Genomic DNA, 17,408 nt, shown 5'->3' with positions numbered 1-17,408 from the left:
CGGCGAAATCGTTTCCGTCCCGGTATATCCACGTAGCCCGCGCCCGGCGAATGGAGGACGGCGCACCCGGTACGAGACCCGCAGCGCACTCCGCATGAACAGACTGCCCCCCGGATAACGCCACACCGCTCACCCGGAGAGTCCATCCGGTCGTGTGGGTTGGACCCGCGACCCCGATGGGCCGCCAGCAGAAATCGGGCTCGGAACCGTCCACCGCGGCCATCGTCCGGGGATGTGCGGCGAACCGCGTGACGAGCACGCTGAGGAATGGCGCCCACCCCCGCTCGATGGGCTCGCCACGAGGGAGCGCAATTCCCATGAGTACGCCCGCGGAAATGTCATGCGCCGAGGATCGACCCGTAGCCGTTCCGCTCGATGCGGAGCCCGTGCAGGCCACCCGGATCGTGGTGATCGGCGCCGGTGCCGCAGGCCTGGTCGCCTCCCGCGAGCTCGAGCGCCGGGGGCACGACGTCACGGTCCTCGAGAGCCGCCGGGCGGTCGGCGGCCGTATCCGCACACACCGTTTCGGGAGTGTGCAGCCCGGTCCGCTGGTGGAGCTGGGCGCCATGCGGATCCCCGGCGCCCACGAACGCACCATGGCGCTCATCCGGGAACTCGGGCTCGGCAGCCGGCTCCGTCCGTTCCTGACGCTGTTCTCCGACGACCGGACCTTCGTCCACACCGAGGTCGGTCACGTCCAGGTGCGGGACGCGCCGCCCGTACTGGTGCAACAGCTCCGGTCCCGCCTGCCGGCGGCGGACCACCGGGAGGACACCGTCCGGTTCGCCGCCTGGCTCGCGGCGAGCGCCACCGCCACCGCGCCCGCCGACTTCGCCCATGCGATGTCCGACGACGTGCTCAGGGAGCTGCTCACCTTCGTCGACGGGATCGACGTCCGCCCCTATCTCGGCACCCGGTGGAGCGGCGGGGTCGATCTCAACACGTTCTTCACCGACCACTCCCGCGCGGCGATGCAGCACGGTGGCCGGCTCCTGTCCTTCTTCGCGGACATGGCCGCCGAGACGAGCCTGCCCCTGTCCCGGCTCACCGGCGGGATGGACCAGATCGCCCACCGGCTCGCGGCCGGTCTCCGCGGGGACATCCTCGTCGGGCACGAGGTGGTGGGCATCGACGTGCACGCCCGGGGGGTCCGGCTGATCGTCCGGAACGGCGCCGAGGTCACGGTCATGGAGTGCGACGCCGTCGTCTGCACGGTTCCGTTCTCCGTGCTTCGGCACATCGCGCTGCGCGGTCTGCACCCGGACAAGCTCGAGCTGATCCACGACATGGCCTACTGGCCGGGAACCAAGATCGCGCTGCTGTGCCGGGAGCCCTTCTGGCAGCGCGACGGGATCATGGGCGGCGCCTCGTTCACCGGCGGCGTGGTGCGCCAGACCTACTACCCGCCGGTGGAACACGACCCGGTGCACGGCGCCGCGCTGCTGGCGAGCTACAGCATCGGCGCCGACGCGCAGGTCCTCGACGACATGGATCCCGCGACGCGCACCTCCGTCGTGCTCGACGAGCTCAGCGCGATCCACCCGCAGCTGTCCCGGCCCGGGATGGTGCGCGAGGTCGTCACCCGGTCCTGGGGCCAGGATCGGTGGAGTCACGGTGCCGCGGCCGCCCGCTGGGGAAAGGATCCCGGGACCTGCGAGGACGAGCGTCTGCTGGCCGCCCGGCCGGAGGGGCGGCTCCTCTTCGCAGGCGAGCACTGCTCCTCGTACCCGGCGTGGATCGAGGGTGCCGTCGAGTCGGCACGCGAGGTCGTGCGCCACGTCCGCCTGCCCGCCGCTGCCCGCGCCGGGCGCATCGGCTGACCGCCGGCGGCCGGGGCCCGGTCAGTGACCCGCCGCGTGGTGGACCAGCTCCAGCCGGGAGTGCACCTCGAGCTTGCGGAACACCTGCCGCAGGTGGAACGCCACCGTGTGCGGAGAGAGGAACAACCGCCCGGCGATCTGCTGGTTCGTGAGGCCCTGCAGCGCCAGGTCGGCCACCTGGCGCTCCTTGTCGGTGAGGCTCTCCCACCCGCTGGTCGGCCGGCTGGCGTACTTCCAGTGCCGGCGCCGGATGCCCAGCCCGCGCAGCTTCTTCCGGATCCGGGCGGCGTCCCGTTCGGCACCGACGTCCCCGTAGAGACCGAGCGCGGTGGAGAGCACCTCCACGACACGCTGCTGGTCGCCGGCCGGGAGCGCACCTGCCAGGTCCTCCGCCGCGGACGCGCGGCACCACGGGTCGACGTGCCGCTCGACGGCGAGCCCGAGGGCGTCCGGCCTGCGCAGCAGCAGTCCTCGGGCGTGGGCGGCCGAGCCGGCCAGCGTGTCGACGTCCGGGGCGTGGGCCGCGAGGTCGGCGGCGACGGCGACGACCCGCTCGGCGAGCGACCCGCGACCGCAGGCGAGCGAAGCACGCACCAGCCACGCCGCGTGTGAGGGGTGCTGGAGCAGCAGGCCGGGCAGGGCGTCCGCGCCCGCCGCGATGCGGTCGAGCATCTCCATCACCGTGCGCCGGTCGTCCTCCGCCTCCGCGACCCGCGCCCGGATCAGCTCCCCGAGCTGCGGGCGGGCGTACCCGCCGTCCACGGGCAGTGCGGCCAGCAGGCCCCGGACGCTCCGGGCCGCTCCCCCGGGGTCGCCGCGCATGACGGCACCCATCGCCAGCACCGTCCAGGCGACCGAGGTGCCCATGCCGACCCCGGCACGCGCGGCGAAGGCGAGTGCGGCGCTCAGCTCGGCCTCCGCGGCACCGAGCCGCCCCCTGGCGAAGAGCAGGTGGCCCCGCGCGACGCGGCGCACGCTTCCCCCCAGCACAGCGGGCTCGTCCGCCGGCCTGACGAGCCACTCCTCCGCCTCGTCGAACCGCCCCAGGGACGTCAGGATCAGCGCCGGGGGGTGGCAACCGTGCGCCGTCATCGGGTTCGCCACGGCCTGCTGCGTCGCCTCCCGGCTCAGCCGCAGCGCCTCCGCCGCGTCGCCTGCCCGCCAGGCGAGTGCGGCGAGCACGCCGAGCCGAGGTCCACGGTCGGTCGCGGCCGGCCCGTCCAGCTCGTCCAGCTCGTCGGCCGACGCGCGGGCCAGGTCGCCGTCCTGGCTCAGCAGTGCCCACAGCCGGGTGACCGCCGCCTCGCCGCGCACCGCGGCGGGGCTCCGCCCGTCGGCGAGCACCTGCTCGGCCGCCGCCAGGGCCGCGGCCGCGTCGCCCTGCATCAGGTGGGCGATCGCCAGCCGGCTGCGCGTCTCGGCGGCCTGCGCCGGTCCGAGCGACCGGAGCGACGGGTCCGCGCCGAGCTCGACGACCCGCGACAGTGGGCCCACCCGGCCCCATACGTCGATCGCGAGCGCGACCAGCGAACCGAACTTGTCGTGGGTGCGCGGGACCAGTTCCAGCCCGTGCCGGATCAGCTCGGCGCCCATGTCCGGCTGGGTGTCCCGGGCCGCCTCCGTGGCTCGGCGGAGGATCTCCACCGTGACGTCGTCGACGTCCCGGGCCCCCCGCACGAGGTGCAGTGCCCCCTCCACGAGCCGGCCCCGCTGGGCCAGGAACATCTCGGCCGCCTGCCGGTGGACCGCGGCGCGGATGGGCACCGGCAGCCCGTCGACCAGGGCCTGCCGGATCGCCCGGTGGCGGAAGAACATCTGATCCGACTCGGCGACCAGGATCCTCGCGGCCAGCGCCTCCTTGAGGATCGGGGTCAGCGAGCCGATGGTCACGCCGAGCATCCGGGCCAGATCGTCGGGAACGACCGACGAGCCGAGCACCGCAGCCACCTCCAGCACCCCGTGCGCAGCGGGCGACATCTCCTGGATCCGGCGGGTCACCAGGGTGCGGAAATGCGCGGGGACCACGTCGGTCGGTGCGGCGTCCGGCGCGGGGACGTCGTCGAGGAGCCCCTCGACGATCGACACGACGAACTTCGGGTTGCCGTCCGCCGACCTGATCAGCTCCTCGACGGCGCCGCTCGGCTCCCCACCGAGCATCTCGGCGGCGAGTTCCCGGACGGCACCGTCGGACAGCGGGCGCAGCGGCATCTCACAGATCGCGACCCGGCCCCGGACCGACCGCAGGAGCTGCTCGAGGTGGTGCGACCCGTCGCCGGTCGGCGAGGACAGCAGCCACACGACCGGCTGCACGGCGAGCCGCCGCACCACTCCACGCAAATTCGCGAGCGCGTCCTGGTGCGCCAGATGCAGATCGTCGAGCGCAACGAGAACGGGGCCCGTCCGCGGCGCCGTACCGATGTCGTCGGGCAGCTCGGAAGCATCGGATACCGCGGCTCCGACCCTCGGCTCCGGGATGTGCAGAGGGACCGACACCACGGCCAGTGGCGCGCTGTCCAGCAGTTCGTCCGCCTCGACGTCCAGGACCTCGAATCCTTCGGCGCGCGCGATTTCGCCCGCCGCATTCAGCAGCCTGGTTCTCCCGGCGCCGCGGTAACCCGTCACGGAGATGACGCAGCCCGACCCCGTGTCAATCGTGGATCGGAGCCGGCGGGTTATTTCCGCGAGCTCGGCTTCACGTTCTTTCATCGATGGCCGGCCGGGTCTCCCGACCGGTCGTCGGACGCGCCTGTCCCGTCGACGTTCCACGCGCGGGGTCATACGGCTCCTCGGGAACTCGAGCGCTGCGAGTGCAGACGACGACGGTCGCACACGCAGCCGCTTCGCTGCACCCATCCCGGGCGTTACCCATTCGGAGAAACTCATCGGAGCGCCTATGCGCCGAGCTGCCGTTGTACTCGGCGCACGGGTACAGAGCGGAGAGGCACCCGGGCCGGCGAATACAGCCTGCGTGACGGGCCGGTTTCGGCCGTTCCCGCGGCCGGCGGCCTGAGCGGGTGGAGAAGCGCGTCACGGACGACCGGCGTCGGCGGTGCGCTCGCGACGGCGAGCCCGCCCTGCGCGGCCGGTGTCAGACGTTCGCTGTGACGAACCGGTGCCCACTGGTGTTCTGCACGAGAACCTGGGTGACCGCAGCGGGGTCGAGCAGCACCGTGCCGTCGAGGGTGACCCCCTGGGCCGCCGTCGACGACGAGACGAGCCAGCTCCCGGCCGTCTGACGCTGACCGTCGCGGCCCACCACGATCAGCTGGCACGCCTGGCCGGCGGGGATCCCCGTCACCGCCGCGTTGACCCGGACCCACCCGGCGGCCGGCACCATGCGCACGGTCAGCCGCGCGCCGGTGGTGGGGTCCTGCGCACTCGCGAACCGGGTGCCCGGCACCTGGGGAGACGCGGAGGTCGGTGTGGGACCGTCCGCGAGCACCTGCGGAACGTCCGCCATGGTCCGGCCGACGAGCACGCCGACGCAGAGCGCGGCGGCCGCCGCGACCACCCCTGCCGCGGCCGCCCAGCGCGTGCGGCGGCCGGTCGTGCCCGACACGTCGGTGCGCATCTGGCGCAGGGTGCGCTGCAACAGGAGGTCCGCGTCGTCCGGCGGGCCCTCCAGGAACGCCTCCACGGGGACCGAGGCGAGCAGCTCCTGGACCTCGCGCAGGGAGTGCACCTCGTCCCGGCAGTCGGCGCATCCGGCGAGGTGGAGTTCGACCGCCCGGGCCGTGTCGGGATCCAGGCCGCCGACGATGTAGCCGTCGATGTCGACATGGTCGTCCGACAGCCTCATCACGCAGCTCCTTCCACGCCTACCGGGCGCTTCGGGAAGTGGTCACGCAGTGCTCGCAGGGCGTAGTAGGAGCGCGACTTCACCGTGCCACTCGGGATACCGAGCACCTCGGCGGTCTCGCCGACCGTGCGTCCGTGCAGGTACATCTGCACGAGCACATCACGGTGCTCGGTCGAGAGGTGCTCCAGCGCGTCGAGCACGACGATGCTGTCGACCACCCGGTCGGCGTGGTCGCGCTCGACCGGCACCGTGTTCTGCGTCTCGGCCACCTCCGTGGGCCGGGCGTTCCGGGCCCGAGCCCGGTCGATGATGATGTTGCGGATCACGGTGAGCAGCCACCCGCGCACCGAACCCCTGCTGTTGATCAGGCTGTCCGGGCTGCGCCACGCCCGCAGCATCGCCTCCTGCACGACGTCCTCGGCCGCGGCACGATCACCCGTCAACCTCGTGGCGTACCCCAGCATCGCCTTGCCGTGCTCGTTGAACAACGAGCGGACGAGCGCCTCGTCCGCCATGTTCCGGCGGTCACGAGCTTTCTGCCCCGCCATCCCCCCACCACCTTCCCCCGCAGAACGGACCCCTCGAGTCGTGCCTGAACGGTCCACGGCGCCGGCAGCCCGGCTCACCCCCACCGCGGACATCCATCGCAGACGAGGACGGACCCCCACCCGTCGTCGCCTCGGCCCCCGGTCCGGCCGGGGACCCGCTTGGTGATGACACGGGCGACGTATCGACCCCTGCGCGGCTGCCGCCGGACACCGCCCTGCCTGGCCACCCCCCCGAGCCCGGCGTCCGAAATGCGACCGCTCACGAACTGCACTGCCTTCGGTAGGCAGCAGCAGCACTGTGGACGGCGACATCATTTCATGACGCTTCACGGAATCTGCATGGCCGGGGGTGTGGGAGCGCATCGACTGGAAAACGGCTCCGGCCCCGGGAAGGTTCAACCGACTCAGCGGTGAGAGCGACGTCCCACTCGGTATCAGTGCATTCCCAGCCGAACGGGACAAGCCGACCAAATGCCGTTTCCGAACGGCCGGTATACGGTACGTGTCCGCGTCATGACCCGCAGCGTCGTCCCGAGTTGATACAGGAAACCACCTGGGCCATCAGCGAGTCCGGCATGACCTCGATGTAGTCACCGTGGTCGCTGATCGGGCTGTGCTGCTCCTCGGGAAAACTGTCGATCGCGTAGTCCGCGCCCGGCGGGACCGAGTAGGAGATCTCCATGTGCAGCTGGGGCACCGGGAAGGTGTCGTTCGGACAGGCGCCCGTGGAGTCCGGGAACACCAGATGCATGCGGTGGTCCGCACTGTCGGTGCTCCTGCCGTTCCAGCAGCTCGGCATGTCGAAGATCCGGACCACCTGCTGGCCGGGCCCGCACCGCGGGTACTGCCGCGCGACGCGGTCCCTGGCCCCCGAGCAGGACCACTGCACGTGGTCGGTGTTCACCCCGCCGGCCGTGAAGCCGTGCGCGTTTCCCGTGGTGGCGCGCAGGAACTCGGGCATCGGCACGACCGAGCTGACGGGGCTGCCGCGGTACTCGAGCAGCACGGAGCTCGGCACGAGGATCTGCCCCACGTTGTGGTCGGCGGCGTCGTCGAGGCCGGGGGGACCGCCCGGACCCGGCACGCGCAGCACGGGCCAGTAGTACGCGGACCTGTCGCCGTCGGGGCAGGTCGTGGCGGCCGCGGCGAGGCTCTGGTTCGTGGATCGGGCACTGACGGAGACGTTGCCCACGTAGTCGTGGAAATGGTGGGCCCCGCCGGGGTCACCGGGATCGCCGACCAGATTGTCCGAGTTGTGGATGCCCTGCTGGTCGCGTCCGCAGTCGATACGCCAGGTGCCGGTCGATGCGTCCGGCTGGGCCGGGGCCGGCGGCGGTGTGACGGGAACCTGCGATATGTCGACATAGTCCGACACCGGAGCCCCGAAATTCCCTGTTCCGGAGGCAGGGGCGCTACAGGCAGCCACCACGACGAGGGTCAGAACCACCAGCATGATCTGGTCGATCAGCCCCGGCAACGACGTTCGCCCCTCGATTCCCATCCTCCGGATTGTCGCAGAGTCACCCGGAGAATGCCCGGCGCTCATGGTGGTCGCCGAATTGCGCCGATTACGCCCCCGAGCCGATCACGCCGATTTGCGGCGTCCGGTCGAAAAGGACGACCTGATCCGGCTGATCCTGCGGCCCTGAGCCGCTACCGACCCACCGGCACGCCGGCCTGGATCACGGTCCGCCGCTCCGATCCCGCCCACAGCAACGCGGGGTCGGCGAACGGGTCGCCGTCGACCACCAGCAGGTCGGCGACGGCTCCGGCCCGGACGCGCCCGAGGTCGGGGCGCCCGAGCAGCTCCGCGTTCACCGACGTCGCGGCCTGCAGCGTGCGCAGCACGCCCTCCACCTCCACCTGCACGCGGAGCCCGCCGAGCTGCTCGTCCTCCAGCACGCCCATCAGGTCCGTGCCGAACCCGATGCGCACGCCCGCGGCACGGGCCAGCTCGAGGGCGGCCCGGCCTGCGGCGAGGACCTCCCGGTTCTTCGCCTGCCCCACCGGAGCCAGCCCCACCTCCGCCCCCCGCCGCTCCATCGCGTCGTAGGTGATGAGCGTGGGCACCAGGAACGCCCCGTGCTCCGCCATCAGGGCCGCGGTGGCGGCGTCGAGCAGGTTGCCGTGCTCGACGGAGCGCACGCCGTTCTCCACCGCGTGCCGGATGGCCTCCGGCGAGTACGCGTGCGCCGCGACGTAGCTGCCCCGCCGCGCGGCCTCCTCGGTGACGGCCCTGACCTCGTCGGGCGAGTACTGGGGGATCCGGATCGGATCGGTGAGGGAGACGACACCGCCGGACGTCATGATCTTGATCGCGTGGGCCCCGCGACGGAACCGGTCGCGCACCGCCTGCCGCAGCGCGTCGACGCCGTCGACCACCTCGTTCATGTGCGTGTGGCAGCCGCACAGGTCGCTGTCGGCGCCCCGGGGGTCGCCGTGCCCGCCGGTCTGGCTGAGCGCCGGGCCGGTGTAGAGGTAGCGCGGTGCCGGGATGAGCCCCTGCTCGATCGCCGCCGCGAGCCCCGGGTCGCCGCCCGCCACGTCGCGGACCGTGGTGAAGCCGCGGGTGAGGGCGCCCGCCAGGCGCCGGGCGCCCGCGAGCGCCACGTAGCTCAGCGAGCGGGACTCGATGCCGAGCAGGTCCAGACCGATCCCGTAGGCGTGGAAGTGCGCGTCGATCAGGCCGGGCAGCACCGTGCCGCCGCGCGCGTCGATCACCAGGTCCGCCGAGGCGGTCGCGCCCGGCCCGACCTCGGTGATCCGCCCGTCGACCACGTGGACCGGCCCGTCGGTGAGCTCGCCGGACACCCCGTCGAACACCTGGCAGTTGACGATCGAGAGCGACGGGACGAGCGCGGGCGGCCCGGTCGTGCGACCCGGAACGGGCTGCTCGGGAAGCCGGCCGGCGTCGTCCTGTGGCATGCGACGGGATGCTACGGCGGCGGCTCGGGAGATCGACAGGCGCGGGACCCGGGGGTGCCTGCTCGAACTGTGTCGTGTGTCGCCCGCTGTGCGCAGCCGCCGCAACGCCCGCGACGATGGGCGCATGAGGATCGGTTTCGGTGCACCGGTGTCGGGGGCCTGGGCAGGCCCGGAGAACCTCGCGCGCTTCGCGGAGCGGGCCGAGGAGCTGGGCTACGGCTCGCTGTGGACGTTCCAGCGGCTGCTCACCCCCGCCGACCCGGAGGCCCTCGACGTGGTCTACCGCAGCGTGCTCGACCCGCTGGTGGCGCTGTCCTACGTGGCCGCGCGGACGACACGGATCCGGCTGGGCGTCGCGGTGCTGAACCTGCCGTTCGTCAGCCCGGCCTACCTCGCGAAGCAGGCCTCGACGCTCGACCTGCTGTCCGGTGGCCGGCTCGACCTCGGGCTCGGCACCGGATGGCAGCGCGAGGAGTTCGTGGCGAGCGGGGTCACCCTGGAGCGGCGCGGCGCGCGTGCCGAGGAGTACCTGCAGGCGCTGCACACGCTGTTCCGCGACGAGGTCAGCGAGTTCGACGGCGAGTTCTACACCGTGGTGCCGAGCCGGATGGCGCCCAAGCCGGTCGGTCCGGCGCTGCTGCTGGGTGGCGCGGCGGAGGCCGCGCTGCGGCGGGCCGGGCGCCTGGCCGACGGCTGGATGAGCCGCAGCGCCACCGACCTGACGAAGATCAGCGGGCAGATCGCGACGGTCCGCGAGGCGGCCGAGAAGGCCGGCAAGGACCCGGACGCGGTCCGGATCGTGGTCCGCGGCGTCGTCCGCGCCGGTGGCGAGCCCGACCAGCGGCTGTCCGGCTCGTACGACAAGATCCGCGAGGACACCGCCTGGCTCGGCGAGCAGGGCGTCACCGAGGTGTTCTACGACCTGAACTGGGACCCGCAGGTCGGCTCACCGGACGTCGACCCCGCCGCCGCCACCGCGCGCGCCGAGGAGATCCTGCACGAGCTGCGCCCCGACCGGTGAACGGCCCCGCGCCTACTCGGCCCAGATCCCGCGGACGTGCCCGATGTGGCGGCGCATGAGGCGCTCGGTGCCCTCGGCGTCGCCCGCGAGCACGAGGTCGAGCAGCTCGGCGTGCTCGTGTGCGGACGGCACCAGCTCGCCCCGCTCGGCCAGGCTGCGCAGCCCGTAGATCCGCGACTGCGCGCGCAGCGAGCGCACGTGCTCGACCAGGTGCGCGTTGCCCGCGAGCGCGAGCAGCCGGAGGTGGAACTCCATGTCGGCGGCGACGTGGGCGATCAGGTCGTGGCGCGCGGCGGCGTCCTCGATCTCCACGGCGAGCGGCCGCAGCTCCTCGAGGACGGCGGGAGCGGCCCCCGCCTCGGCGATCCGGCGCACCGTCGGTACCTCGATGAGCGCCCGGAGCTCGCTGAGGTCGTCGAGGTCCTTCTGCGACGGCTCGGTGACGCGGAACCCCTTGTTCCGCACCACGTCGATGAGGCCTTCCTTGGCCAGGTCGAGCATCGCCTCGCGCACCGGGGTGGCCGAGACCCCGAACTGCGCGGCCAGGTGCGGTGCGGAGTGGACGACGCCGGGGCGCAGCTCGCCGGAGATCACGGCGGCGCGCAGCGTCTGGGTGATCTCCTCGCGCAGGTTGCGGCGCGCCCGCAGCGGGGACAGGACAGGACCCGGCCGGTCGTCCACGGTCATGATCGCCCCCCTCGGCCGGCGCCGGCGGCCTGGTAGGTGGCGGCCGCGAGCACCAGATCCTCCCACGCCATCCCGACGCTCTTGAACAGCCGCGGACGTCCGGGCGGGACCGGCGCGCCGCGGACGAGACCGGCCAGTTCCACCAGCGAGTCCGGGTCGAGCAGGCCCGCCCGTGCCGGGCCCAGCACGTCGCCCGCCTCGCGCAGCGCCGCCGATCTCGCCTCCACCACCACCGTCGAGCCGCAGACGGTGGCGGCGTCGACCTCCGCCGCCTCCGGCTCGTGCGACCCCACCGCCACCACGGTGGTGTCCGGCCCGAGCAGGGTGCCGTCGAACAGGGGGCTGCGCGCAGTGGTGGCGCAGACCACCAGGTCGGCGCCCGCCACGTCCCCGGGGTCGCCGACCCGGGCGTCGAGCCCCGCCGCGCCGGCCTCCGCGGCGAACGCGTGCGTCCTCCCCCGGTGCCGCCCCACGACGGCAACCTCCCGGACCGGCCGGATCGCCCGCAGCGCCGCGAGGTGGCCGCGCGCCTGCGGCCCGGAGCCGAACACCACCAGCCGGCGGGCGCCGGTCCCGGCGAGCAGGTCGACGGCCACCGCCGACACCGCCGCGGTGCGGATCGTGGTGAGCGCCGCCCCGTCCAGGAACGCCAGCGGGGTGAGCGTCTGCGCGTCCAGGAGCAGGTAGGCGCCCTGGATGCGGCGCAGGCCCCGGGCCGGGTTGGCCGGGGCCACGGTGGCGACCTTGACGCCGGCGAACCCGCCCCACTGGGCGGGCATGAGCAGCAGCTGGCCGTGCTCGACCGGCACCACGCCGCGCGGGGGGTCGTGGTCCGGGTCGAGCCCGGCGAGCAACGCCTCCCGCACCGCCGCGATCGCGGCCGGCATCGGGAGCGCGCGCTGCACCGCCGCCGCGTCGAGCACGACGGGCCCACTCACAGCTGGAAGCCCTCGGGGAAGGGGTCGTCGGGGTCCAGGAGGTACTGCGCGGTGCCGGTGAGCCAGGCCCGGCCGGTGATCGTCGGCACCACGGCGGGCAGCGCCCCCACGGCGGTCTCCTCGACGAGGCGGCCGACGAACTCGGTGCCGATGAACGACTCGTTGCGGAAGTCGGTGTGCAGGGGCAGCTCGCCACGGGCGTGCAGCTGCGCCATCCGCGCGCTGGTGCCGGTGCCGCACGGCGAGCGGTCGAACCAGCCCGGGTGGATGGCCATCGCGTGCCGCGAGTGCCGCGCGGTCGACCCCGGCGCCGCGAGATAGACGTGGTGGCAGCCCGCGACCTCGGGGTTCTCCGGGTGGACCGGGCGGTCCCCGGCGTTGACGGCGTCCATCACGGCGAGCCCGAAATCGAGCATCCGCTGCTTCTCCGCGCGATCGAACGGGATGCCGAGCTGGTCGAGGCCCAGGATCGCGTAGAAGTTGCCGCCGAAGGCCAGGTCGTAGGCGACGGTGCCGAACCCCTGCACCTCGACGGTCCGGTCCAGTCCGACCACGAAGGACGCAACGTTCCGTATCGTGACGGACCGCGCCACGCCGTCCCGGACCTCGACGTCGGCGACGACGAGCCCGGCGGGGGTGTCGAGCCGGATCGTGGTGAGGGGCTCGCTGACCTCGACCATGCCCGTCTCCACCAGCACCGTGGCCACCCCGATGGTGCCGTGCCCGCACATCGGCAGGCAGCCCGACACCTCGATGAACAGCACCCCCCAGTCGGCGTCGGGACGGGTGGGTGGCTGCAGGATCGCCCCGCTCATCGCCGAGTGCCCGCGCGGCTCGTTCATCAGCAGCCTGCGCACGTGGTCGAGGTGCTCCACGAAGTACTGGCGGCGGGCGGACATCGTGGCGCCGGGCACCACCCCCATGCCTCCGGTGACCACCCGCGTCGGCATGCCCTCGGTGTGGGAGTCCACGGCGTGGAACACCCGGTTGGCCCGCATCGTCAGGAGAGCCCTTCCGCGACGACCTTCTCGGTGGCGTGACGCACGGTCTGCTCCTGCTCCGCGGTGAGCGGCACCCGCGGCGGACGGCACGGGCCGCCGTAGCGGCCCACCACGTCCATGCTCAGCTTGATCGCCTGCACGAACTCCGTGCGGGAGTCCCACCGCAGCAGCGGGTGCAGCGACCGGTAGAGCGGCAGCGCCACGTCGAGGTCCTTCGCCACGGCCGCCTCCCAGAACCGCACCGTGGAGCGCGGCAGCGCGTTGGGGTAGCCGGCGACCCAGCCCGGCGAGCCGGCGATGGCGAGCTCCAGCGCCACGTCGTCGGCGCCGCACAGCACGTCGAGCCCGGGGGCGAGCTCCGCGATCCGGAAGCTGCGGCGCACGTCGCCGGAGAACTCCTTCACCCCGACGATCAGCCCCTCCTGGTACAGCTGCGCGAGCAGCTCCGGCACGAGGTCGATCTTGGTGTCGATGGGGTTGTTGTAGGCGACGATCGGCAGGCCGGCCCGCGCGACCTCGCGGTAGTGCTCGACGACCGCCCGCTCATCGCCGCGGTAGGCGTTGGGTGGCAGCAGCATCACGGCCGCGCAGCCCGCCTCGGCGGCCTGCTCCGCCCAGCCCCGGGCCTCCATCGACCCGTAGGCCGCCACGCCCGGCATCACGGTGAAGCCCGCGGGCGCCGCCGCGACCGCGGTGGTCACCACGCGCGCGCGCTCGTCGGCGGTGAGGGTCTGGTACTCCCCCAGCGAGCCGTTGGGCGTGACGCCGTGGCAGCCCTGCGCCGCCAGCCACGCGACGTGCTCGGCGAACCCGTCGAAGTCGGGGTCCAGGGCGCCGGACCCGGCAGGCCGCAGCGGAAGTGCGGTGGCCACCAGTACGCCGTGCCAGGGTCGGGTGGGCGTGGTCATCGGTCCTCCGGAGGATCGTCGGGGCTGACAGTGCTGACCGAACTGACGGGGCTGACAGGACTGACCGGACTGACCGGACTGACAGGGCCCCCGGCGACACTGCCCAGCGTCACCGGTTGCGCGATGGGACGGGTGGCCAGGCCGAGGAGGTCCTGCTCGGTGACCGCCCGGCCGCACGCCCCCGCCACCAGACCGGCCGTGGCGTACCCGCACACGCGGCCCTGGCACAACCCCATCCCGGGGCGGGCCAGCAGCTTGACGGCGCGCGGGTCGGTGGCGCCCAGATCGGTGACGGCCGCCCGGACCTCGCCGGCCGTGACCTCCTCGCACCGGCAGACCTGGGTCTCGGGCCCCACCCAGCCGGTCCAGCCCGCCCCCACGGGGTAGGCCTGCTGCAGCGCGGCGGCGAAGGCACGCAGCCGGGCCCGCCTGCGGTGCAGCCGGCGCCCGGGCCGCACACCCGCCGCGGACAGCCCGGCCAGCTCGCCCTCCACGAGCGACAGCGCCGCCCCACCCACCCCGCAGACCTCTCCGGCGAGGTGGACACCTGGCACGGACGAGCACTGCCGCTCGTCGACCACTCCCACCAGGCTCCCGTCCGCGTCCAGCCGGGTCGCGCAGCCCAGCTGCAGCGGGATCTCCAGCTGCGGGGTGAACCCGTAGCCGACCGCCACCGCGTCGCAGTCCAGCACCCGCTCGGTGCCCGGCACGACGTTCCATCCCGCATCGAGCCGGGCGACGGTCACCGCGCGCACGGCGTCGTCCCCGTGCGCGGCGATCACGGCGGTGCGGGCGTGGTAGGGCACGCGGTGGCGCAGCAGGGTGCGCGCGTACCCCGCCCCCTCCCCGAGCTTGCCGAGGCTGCCCAGCACCGCGAGGGGACGGCGGGCGAGGCCGGTGCGGCGTCCGGCCTCGAACACCCCGACGATCTCCGCGCCGCGCGCGGCGAGCCCCGACGCCACCGGCAGCAGGAACGGCCCGGTGCCGCCCACCACGACCCGCGTGCCCACCAGGACCCCGTGGCCCTTGAGCAGCGTCTGCGCTCCGCCCGCCGTGTAGACGCCCGGCGTGGTCCAGCCGGGGAACGGGAGCTGACGGTCGTAGGCACCGGTCGCGACGACCAGGCGCCGGCAGGAGACCTCGCGCGCAACCTCGCGGCCGTCTGCCCAGGTGGTGGTGTGCAGCGTGAACCCGGCCCCGGTACGTTCGGCGTGCCAGACGGAGTGCCCGCTCAGCAGGTCCGGGCCCTCCGCCACGGCCCGCAGCCGCCGCAGCGTCGCCCACTGGTGGTGCCCGGCGCCGCCGTCGCCGCGGCGGTGGCGCCAGTACTGCCCGCCCACCCGGCTCCCGGCGTCGACGAGCACCACCCGGCTCCCGGACCGCCGGGCGGCGGCCGCCGCGGCGAGGCCGGCCGGGCCCGCGCCGAGCACGGCCACGTCGTAGGCGTCAGTGGTCGAGGTGGCCACGGCCGGTCCCCTCCTGGCGCTCGACGCGGTCGCCGGGACCCACCTCGACGACACACGCCCGCTGGTTGGGCCGCCCGTTCACCGTCACCAGGCAGTCGAAGCAGACGCCGATCCCGCAGAACGCTCCCCGCGGCTCGCCGCGGCCCCGGGTGCTGCGCCACGACCGGTGCCCGGCCGCGATCAGCGCGGCGGCGATGCTCTGTCCCGGCTCGGCGTCGATCTCGTCGCCGTCGAACGCGAACCGGTACCCGGCGCTCATGCGGCGTCCTCGGCGAAGCGGTCGGGCCGGAACGGGGTGAGGTCGAGGTCGGGCACCGCACCGGTGAGGGTCTGCGCGATCAGGTGCCCGGTGGCCGCGGCCAGCCCGATGCCGGCGCCCTCGTGGCCGCAGGCGTGCACCAGGCCGGGGGCCCGCGGGTCCGCACCGATCACCGGCAGGTGGTCGGGGCAGTACGGGCGGAACCCGAGGTAGCTGCGGAGCAGGGTCACGTCGGCGAGGAACGGGAAGAGGTCGATCGCCTGCGCGGCGAGCCTGCGCAGCACGGGGAGGGACACCTGACGGTCGAAGCCCACCCGCTCCCGGCTCGCCCCGATCAGCACCGTGCCCGCCCGGGTGCCCTCGACGACGACGGACGTCTCGAGGCCGGCGTCCCCGCTCGCCACGTTGGCCACGTAGTCGGCCGAGTAGACCTTGTGCCGCACCACCCGGGGCAGCGGCTCGGTGACGAGGATGAACCCCTTGCGCGGCAGCACCGGCACGTGCACCCCGGCCATCGCCGCGACGTCGCCGCCCCAGGTGCCCGCCGCGTTGACGGTGAACCGGGCGGAGAACCCGCCCGCGGTGGTGGTGGCGCCGACCACTGCGCCGTCCCGGCCCCGGCGCAGCCCGAGCACCTCGCAGCCGGTGTGCACCGTCGCCCCCAGCAGCCGCGACCGGCGCAGCAGCTCGGCGGCGGCGAGCACGGGCTGTACCTGCATGTCCTGCCGGTAGTACGCCCCGGACCGCACCTCGCGCGTGAGGTGCGGTTCGAGCTCGGCGAGCTCGGCGGCGGTCACGTCGACCACCTCGACGCCGCGGTCACGTTGCGCGGCCGCGAGGGCCGCCAGCCCCTCGGCGGCCTCGACGGTCCGGGCCACCACGACGCCGCCCTTGGCCTCGAACTCGAGCCGCTGCGCCCCGAGCCGCTCCGCCAGCCCGGCCCACAGCCGCACCGACAGGAGCGCGAGCTCCAGCTCGGCGCCCGGCTCCTTGTCCGAGACCAGGATGTTGCCCTCGCCTGCGCTCGTGGTTCCGCTCGCCACGGCCCCGCGTTCCAGCACCGTGACCCGCAGGCCGGCCGCGGCACAGGAGTACGCGCACGCGGCGCCGACCATGCCCGCCCCGATGACGAGCACGTCGACGGGTCCCCCACCAGCCACGACGAGTACTATGTCACATTGCACCGCCCGATGCGGCCGTTTTCCGGATCGGAGTCCTGACCGCGCACACCTGCCGGCCACCGTGCCCACGTCCTGACGTGTGCACCGTGGCCGCGGGGTGTGCACCGTTCCAGATGTGCTCGGAGCCGGGCGCTAGCTGGTGCGCCCGGCGATCACGTCGCGGACCACGCTGAGGTGGTCGTTCATCGCCGCCGCCGCGGCGTCCGGGTCGCGGGCGAGTACCGCCTGGTAGATCGCCTGATGCCCCTCCAGCGAGCGCAGCCGCCCCTCCGGGGTGGCGTGCGAGCGCCGGCGCACCGTCTCGGTCCACCGGCTGGTCATCGTGCACAGCGCGACGAGCAGGGGGTTCTGCGCCGCGTGCGCCAGCAGCAGGTGGAACTCCACGTCCAGCTGCAGGGAGGTCTCCGCGTCGAGCCGCAGGGCGGAGCGCGTGAGCACGTCCTCCAGCTGTACGAGGTTGGACGGGGCCGACCGCAGCGCCGCCGCCGAGGCGATCTTGGGCTCGACGATCAGCCGAAGCTCCGTGGCGTCGTCGAGCGAGGCGTCCGTGTCGCCGTCGAGCTCGGAGTAGAGCTGGCTGACCGACTCCGTCTGCTCGGCGACGATCGTGCCCCGCCCCGAGCGGCGCTCCACCAGGTTCTTGGCCTCGAGCTCGTGCATCGCCTCCCGCAGCGAGCCGCGCGACACCGACAGGCTCGCGGCCAGCTCCCGCTCCGGGGGCAGCCGCTCACCCGGCCGCAGCACACCGGTGGCGATCAACCGCTCGAAGTGCGCCGCGAGCTGGACGCTCACACTGCGGGCTCGTTGGGGCATGGGGGGCACCGAGGCGGGCTGCACCGTCTGAGCATAGAGCCC

Annotated in this window: 16 protein-coding genes; 3 read left to right on the top strand and 13 right to left on the bottom strand. The window is 73.8% G+C overall.

What is annotated here, in order from left to right; all coding sequences use genetic code 11:
- Nucleotides 1–386 precede the first annotated feature (386 nt).
- Nucleotides 387–1,820 (top strand): flavin monoamine oxidase family protein, encoded by a 1,434-nt coding sequence (locus ACQPZA_RS16210; protein ID WP_433281922.1) that lies wholly within the window; start codon nucleotides 387–389, stop codon nucleotides 1,818–1,820.
- A gap of 21 nt (nucleotides 1,821–1,841) precedes the next feature.
- On the opposite strand, the gene ACQPZA_RS16205 is transcribed toward ACQPZA_RS16210, so the two are convergent.
- The 4 genes from ACQPZA_RS16205 to ACQPZA_RS16190 all read right to left on the bottom strand — a co-directional run bounded on the left by ACQPZA_RS16205 (nucleotide 1,842) and on the right by ACQPZA_RS16190 (nucleotide 7,542).
- Nucleotides 1,842–4,442: a LuxR C-terminal-related transcriptional regulator gene (locus ACQPZA_RS16205; RefSeq protein WP_433281920.1), complete on the bottom strand. Its 2,601-nt coding sequence runs from the start codon at nucleotides 4,440–4,442 to the stop codon at nucleotides 1,842–1,844.
- A 466-nt stretch (nucleotides 4,443–4,908) separates the two neighbouring features.
- Complete coding sequence (locus tag ACQPZA_RS16200; protein ID WP_169399085.1) at nucleotides 4,909–5,619, bottom strand: anti-sigma factor; 711 nt, start codon at nucleotides 5,617–5,619, stop codon at nucleotides 4,909–4,911.
- Nucleotides 5,619–6,167 (bottom strand): sigma-70 family RNA polymerase sigma factor, encoded by a 549-nt coding sequence (locus ACQPZA_RS16195; RefSeq protein ID WP_344016652.1) that lies wholly within the window; start codon nucleotides 6,165–6,167, stop codon nucleotides 5,619–5,621. Before ACQPZA_RS16195 ends, ACQPZA_RS16200 begins: the two co-directional genes overlap by 1 nt.
- Nucleotides 6,168–6,678: 511 nt before the next feature.
- On the bottom strand, nucleotides 6,679–7,542 hold the full coding sequence (locus tag ACQPZA_RS16190; protein ID WP_312859631.1) for a DUF1996 domain-containing protein: 864 nt from the start codon (nucleotides 7,540–7,542) through the stop codon (nucleotides 6,679–6,681).
- Between the two features lie 76 nt (nucleotides 7,543–7,618).
- Here ACQPZA_RS16190 and ACQPZA_RS16185 point away from each other — a divergent pair, with 76 nt between their 5' ends.
- Entirely contained in the window at nucleotides 7,619–7,816 is a 198-nt protein-coding gene (locus tag ACQPZA_RS16185; protein ID WP_433281917.1) for a hypothetical protein, read from the top strand.
- 4 nt (nucleotides 7,817–7,820) lie between these two features.
- Here the strand turns inward: ACQPZA_RS16185 and ACQPZA_RS16180 are convergent, their stop codons facing one another.
- Nucleotides 7,821–9,092 (bottom strand): amidohydrolase family protein, encoded by a 1,272-nt coding sequence (locus ACQPZA_RS16180; RefSeq protein ID WP_433281915.1) that lies wholly within the window; start codon nucleotides 9,090–9,092, stop codon nucleotides 7,821–7,823.
- 124 nt (nucleotides 9,093–9,216) lie between these two features.
- On the opposite strand from ACQPZA_RS16180, the gene ACQPZA_RS16175 reads away from it, so the two are divergent.
- Nucleotides 9,217–10,113: a TIGR03619 family F420-dependent LLM class oxidoreductase gene (locus tag ACQPZA_RS16175; RefSeq protein WP_169400520.1), complete on the top strand. Its 897-nt coding sequence runs from the start codon at nucleotides 9,217–9,219 to the stop codon at nucleotides 10,111–10,113.
- A 12-nt stretch (nucleotides 10,114–10,125) separates the two neighbouring features.
- On the opposite strand, the gene ACQPZA_RS16170 is transcribed toward ACQPZA_RS16175, so the two are convergent.
- The 8 genes from ACQPZA_RS16170 to ACQPZA_RS16135 form a co-directional block, all read right to left on the bottom strand.
- Entirely contained in the window at nucleotides 10,126–10,800 is a 675-nt protein-coding gene (locus ACQPZA_RS16170) for a GntR family transcriptional regulator (RefSeq protein ID WP_433281913.1), read from the bottom strand.
- The gene (locus tag ACQPZA_RS16165; protein WP_433281911.1) at nucleotides 10,797–11,738 is read right to left on the bottom strand and encodes an ornithine cyclodeaminase family protein; all 942 of its coding nucleotides are present in this window, start codon (nucleotides 11,736–11,738) and stop codon (nucleotides 10,797–10,799) included. Before ACQPZA_RS16165 ends, ACQPZA_RS16170 begins: the two co-directional genes overlap by 4 nt.
- Entirely contained in the window at nucleotides 11,735–12,736 is a 1,002-nt protein-coding gene (locus ACQPZA_RS16160; protein WP_433281909.1) for a proline racemase family protein, read from the bottom strand. The genes ACQPZA_RS16165 and ACQPZA_RS16160 overlap by 4 nt, the downstream gene beginning before the upstream one ends.
- A 2-nt stretch (nucleotides 12,737–12,738) precedes the next feature.
- Nucleotides 12,739–13,647, bottom strand: a complete 909-nt coding sequence (locus ACQPZA_RS16155; protein WP_433281907.1) for a dihydrodipicolinate synthase family protein — start codon at nucleotides 13,645–13,647, stop codon at nucleotides 12,739–12,741.
- Nucleotides 13,644–15,113 carry an FAD-dependent oxidoreductase gene (locus tag ACQPZA_RS16150; RefSeq protein ID WP_433281905.1) on the bottom strand — a complete coding sequence of 490 codons (1,470 nt, stop codon included), beginning with the start codon at nucleotides 15,111–15,113 and terminating at the stop codon, nucleotides 13,644–13,646. The genes ACQPZA_RS16155 and ACQPZA_RS16150 overlap by 4 nt, the downstream gene beginning before the upstream one ends.
- On the bottom strand, nucleotides 15,094–15,372 hold the full coding sequence (locus ACQPZA_RS16145; RefSeq protein WP_433281903.1) for a (2Fe-2S)-binding protein: 279 nt from the start codon (nucleotides 15,370–15,372) through the stop codon (nucleotides 15,094–15,096). The genes ACQPZA_RS16150 and ACQPZA_RS16145 overlap by 20 nt, the downstream gene beginning before the upstream one ends.
- Nucleotides 15,369–16,532, bottom strand: coding sequence for an NAD(P)/FAD-dependent oxidoreductase (locus tag ACQPZA_RS16140; protein WP_433281901.1), 1,164 nt, complete (start codon nucleotides 16,530–16,532; stop codon nucleotides 15,369–15,371). The genes ACQPZA_RS16145 and ACQPZA_RS16140 overlap by 4 nt, the downstream gene beginning before the upstream one ends.
- 153 nt (nucleotides 16,533–16,685) lie before the next feature.
- On the bottom strand, nucleotides 16,686–17,345 hold the full coding sequence (locus ACQPZA_RS16135) for a FadR/GntR family transcriptional regulator (RefSeq protein ID WP_433281900.1): 660 nt from the start codon (nucleotides 17,343–17,345) through the stop codon (nucleotides 16,686–16,688).
- Between the last annotated feature and the right edge of the window lie 63 nt (nucleotides 17,346–17,408).

This window comes from Pseudonocardia xinjiangensis (genome assembly GCF_050948425.1).
GTDB classification, from domain to species: Bacteria; Actinomycetota; Actinomycetes; order Mycobacteriales; family Pseudonocardiaceae; genus Pseudonocardia; species Pseudonocardia xinjiangensis.
This window is presented reverse-complemented; position numbering and strand designations above follow the sequence as displayed.

What these genes read in the sequence shown, in the direction of transcription:
- ACQPZA_RS16200 (WP_169399085.1), bottom strand. Translation starts at nt 5,619, where the DNA reads ATGAGGCTGTCGGACGACCATGTCGACATCGACGGCTACATCGTCGGC.
- ACQPZA_RS16195 (WP_344016652.1), bottom strand. Translation starts at nt 6,167, where the DNA reads ATGGCGGGGCAGAAAGCTCGTGACCGCCGGAACATGGCGGACGAGGCG.
- ACQPZA_RS16185 (WP_433281917.1), top strand. Translation starts at nt 7,619, where the DNA reads ATGATCTGGTCGATCAGCCCCGGCAACGACGTTCGCCCCTCGATTCCC.
- ACQPZA_RS16180 (WP_433281915.1), bottom strand. Translation starts at nt 9,092, where the DNA reads ATGCCACAGGACGACGCCGGCCGGCTTCCCGAGCAGCCCGTTCCGGGT.
- ACQPZA_RS16175 (WP_169400520.1), top strand. Translation starts at nt 9,217, where the DNA reads ATGAGGATCGGTTTCGGTGCACCGGTGTCGGGGGCCTGGGCAGGCCCG.
- ACQPZA_RS16170 (WP_433281913.1), bottom strand. Translation starts at nt 10,800, where the DNA reads ATGACCGTGGACGACCGGCCGGGTCCTGTCCTGTCCCCGCTGCGGGCG.
- ACQPZA_RS16160 (WP_433281909.1), bottom strand. Translation starts at nt 12,736, where the DNA reads ATGCGGGCCAACCGGGTGTTCCACGCCGTGGACTCCCACACCGAGGGC.
- ACQPZA_RS16155 (WP_433281907.1), bottom strand. Translation starts at nt 13,647, where the DNA reads ATGACCACGCCCACCCGACCCTGGCACGGCGTACTGGTGGCCACCGCA.
- ACQPZA_RS16145 (WP_433281903.1), bottom strand. Translation starts at nt 15,372, where the DNA reads ATGAGCGCCGGGTACCGGTTCGCGTTCGACGGCGACGAGATCGACGCC.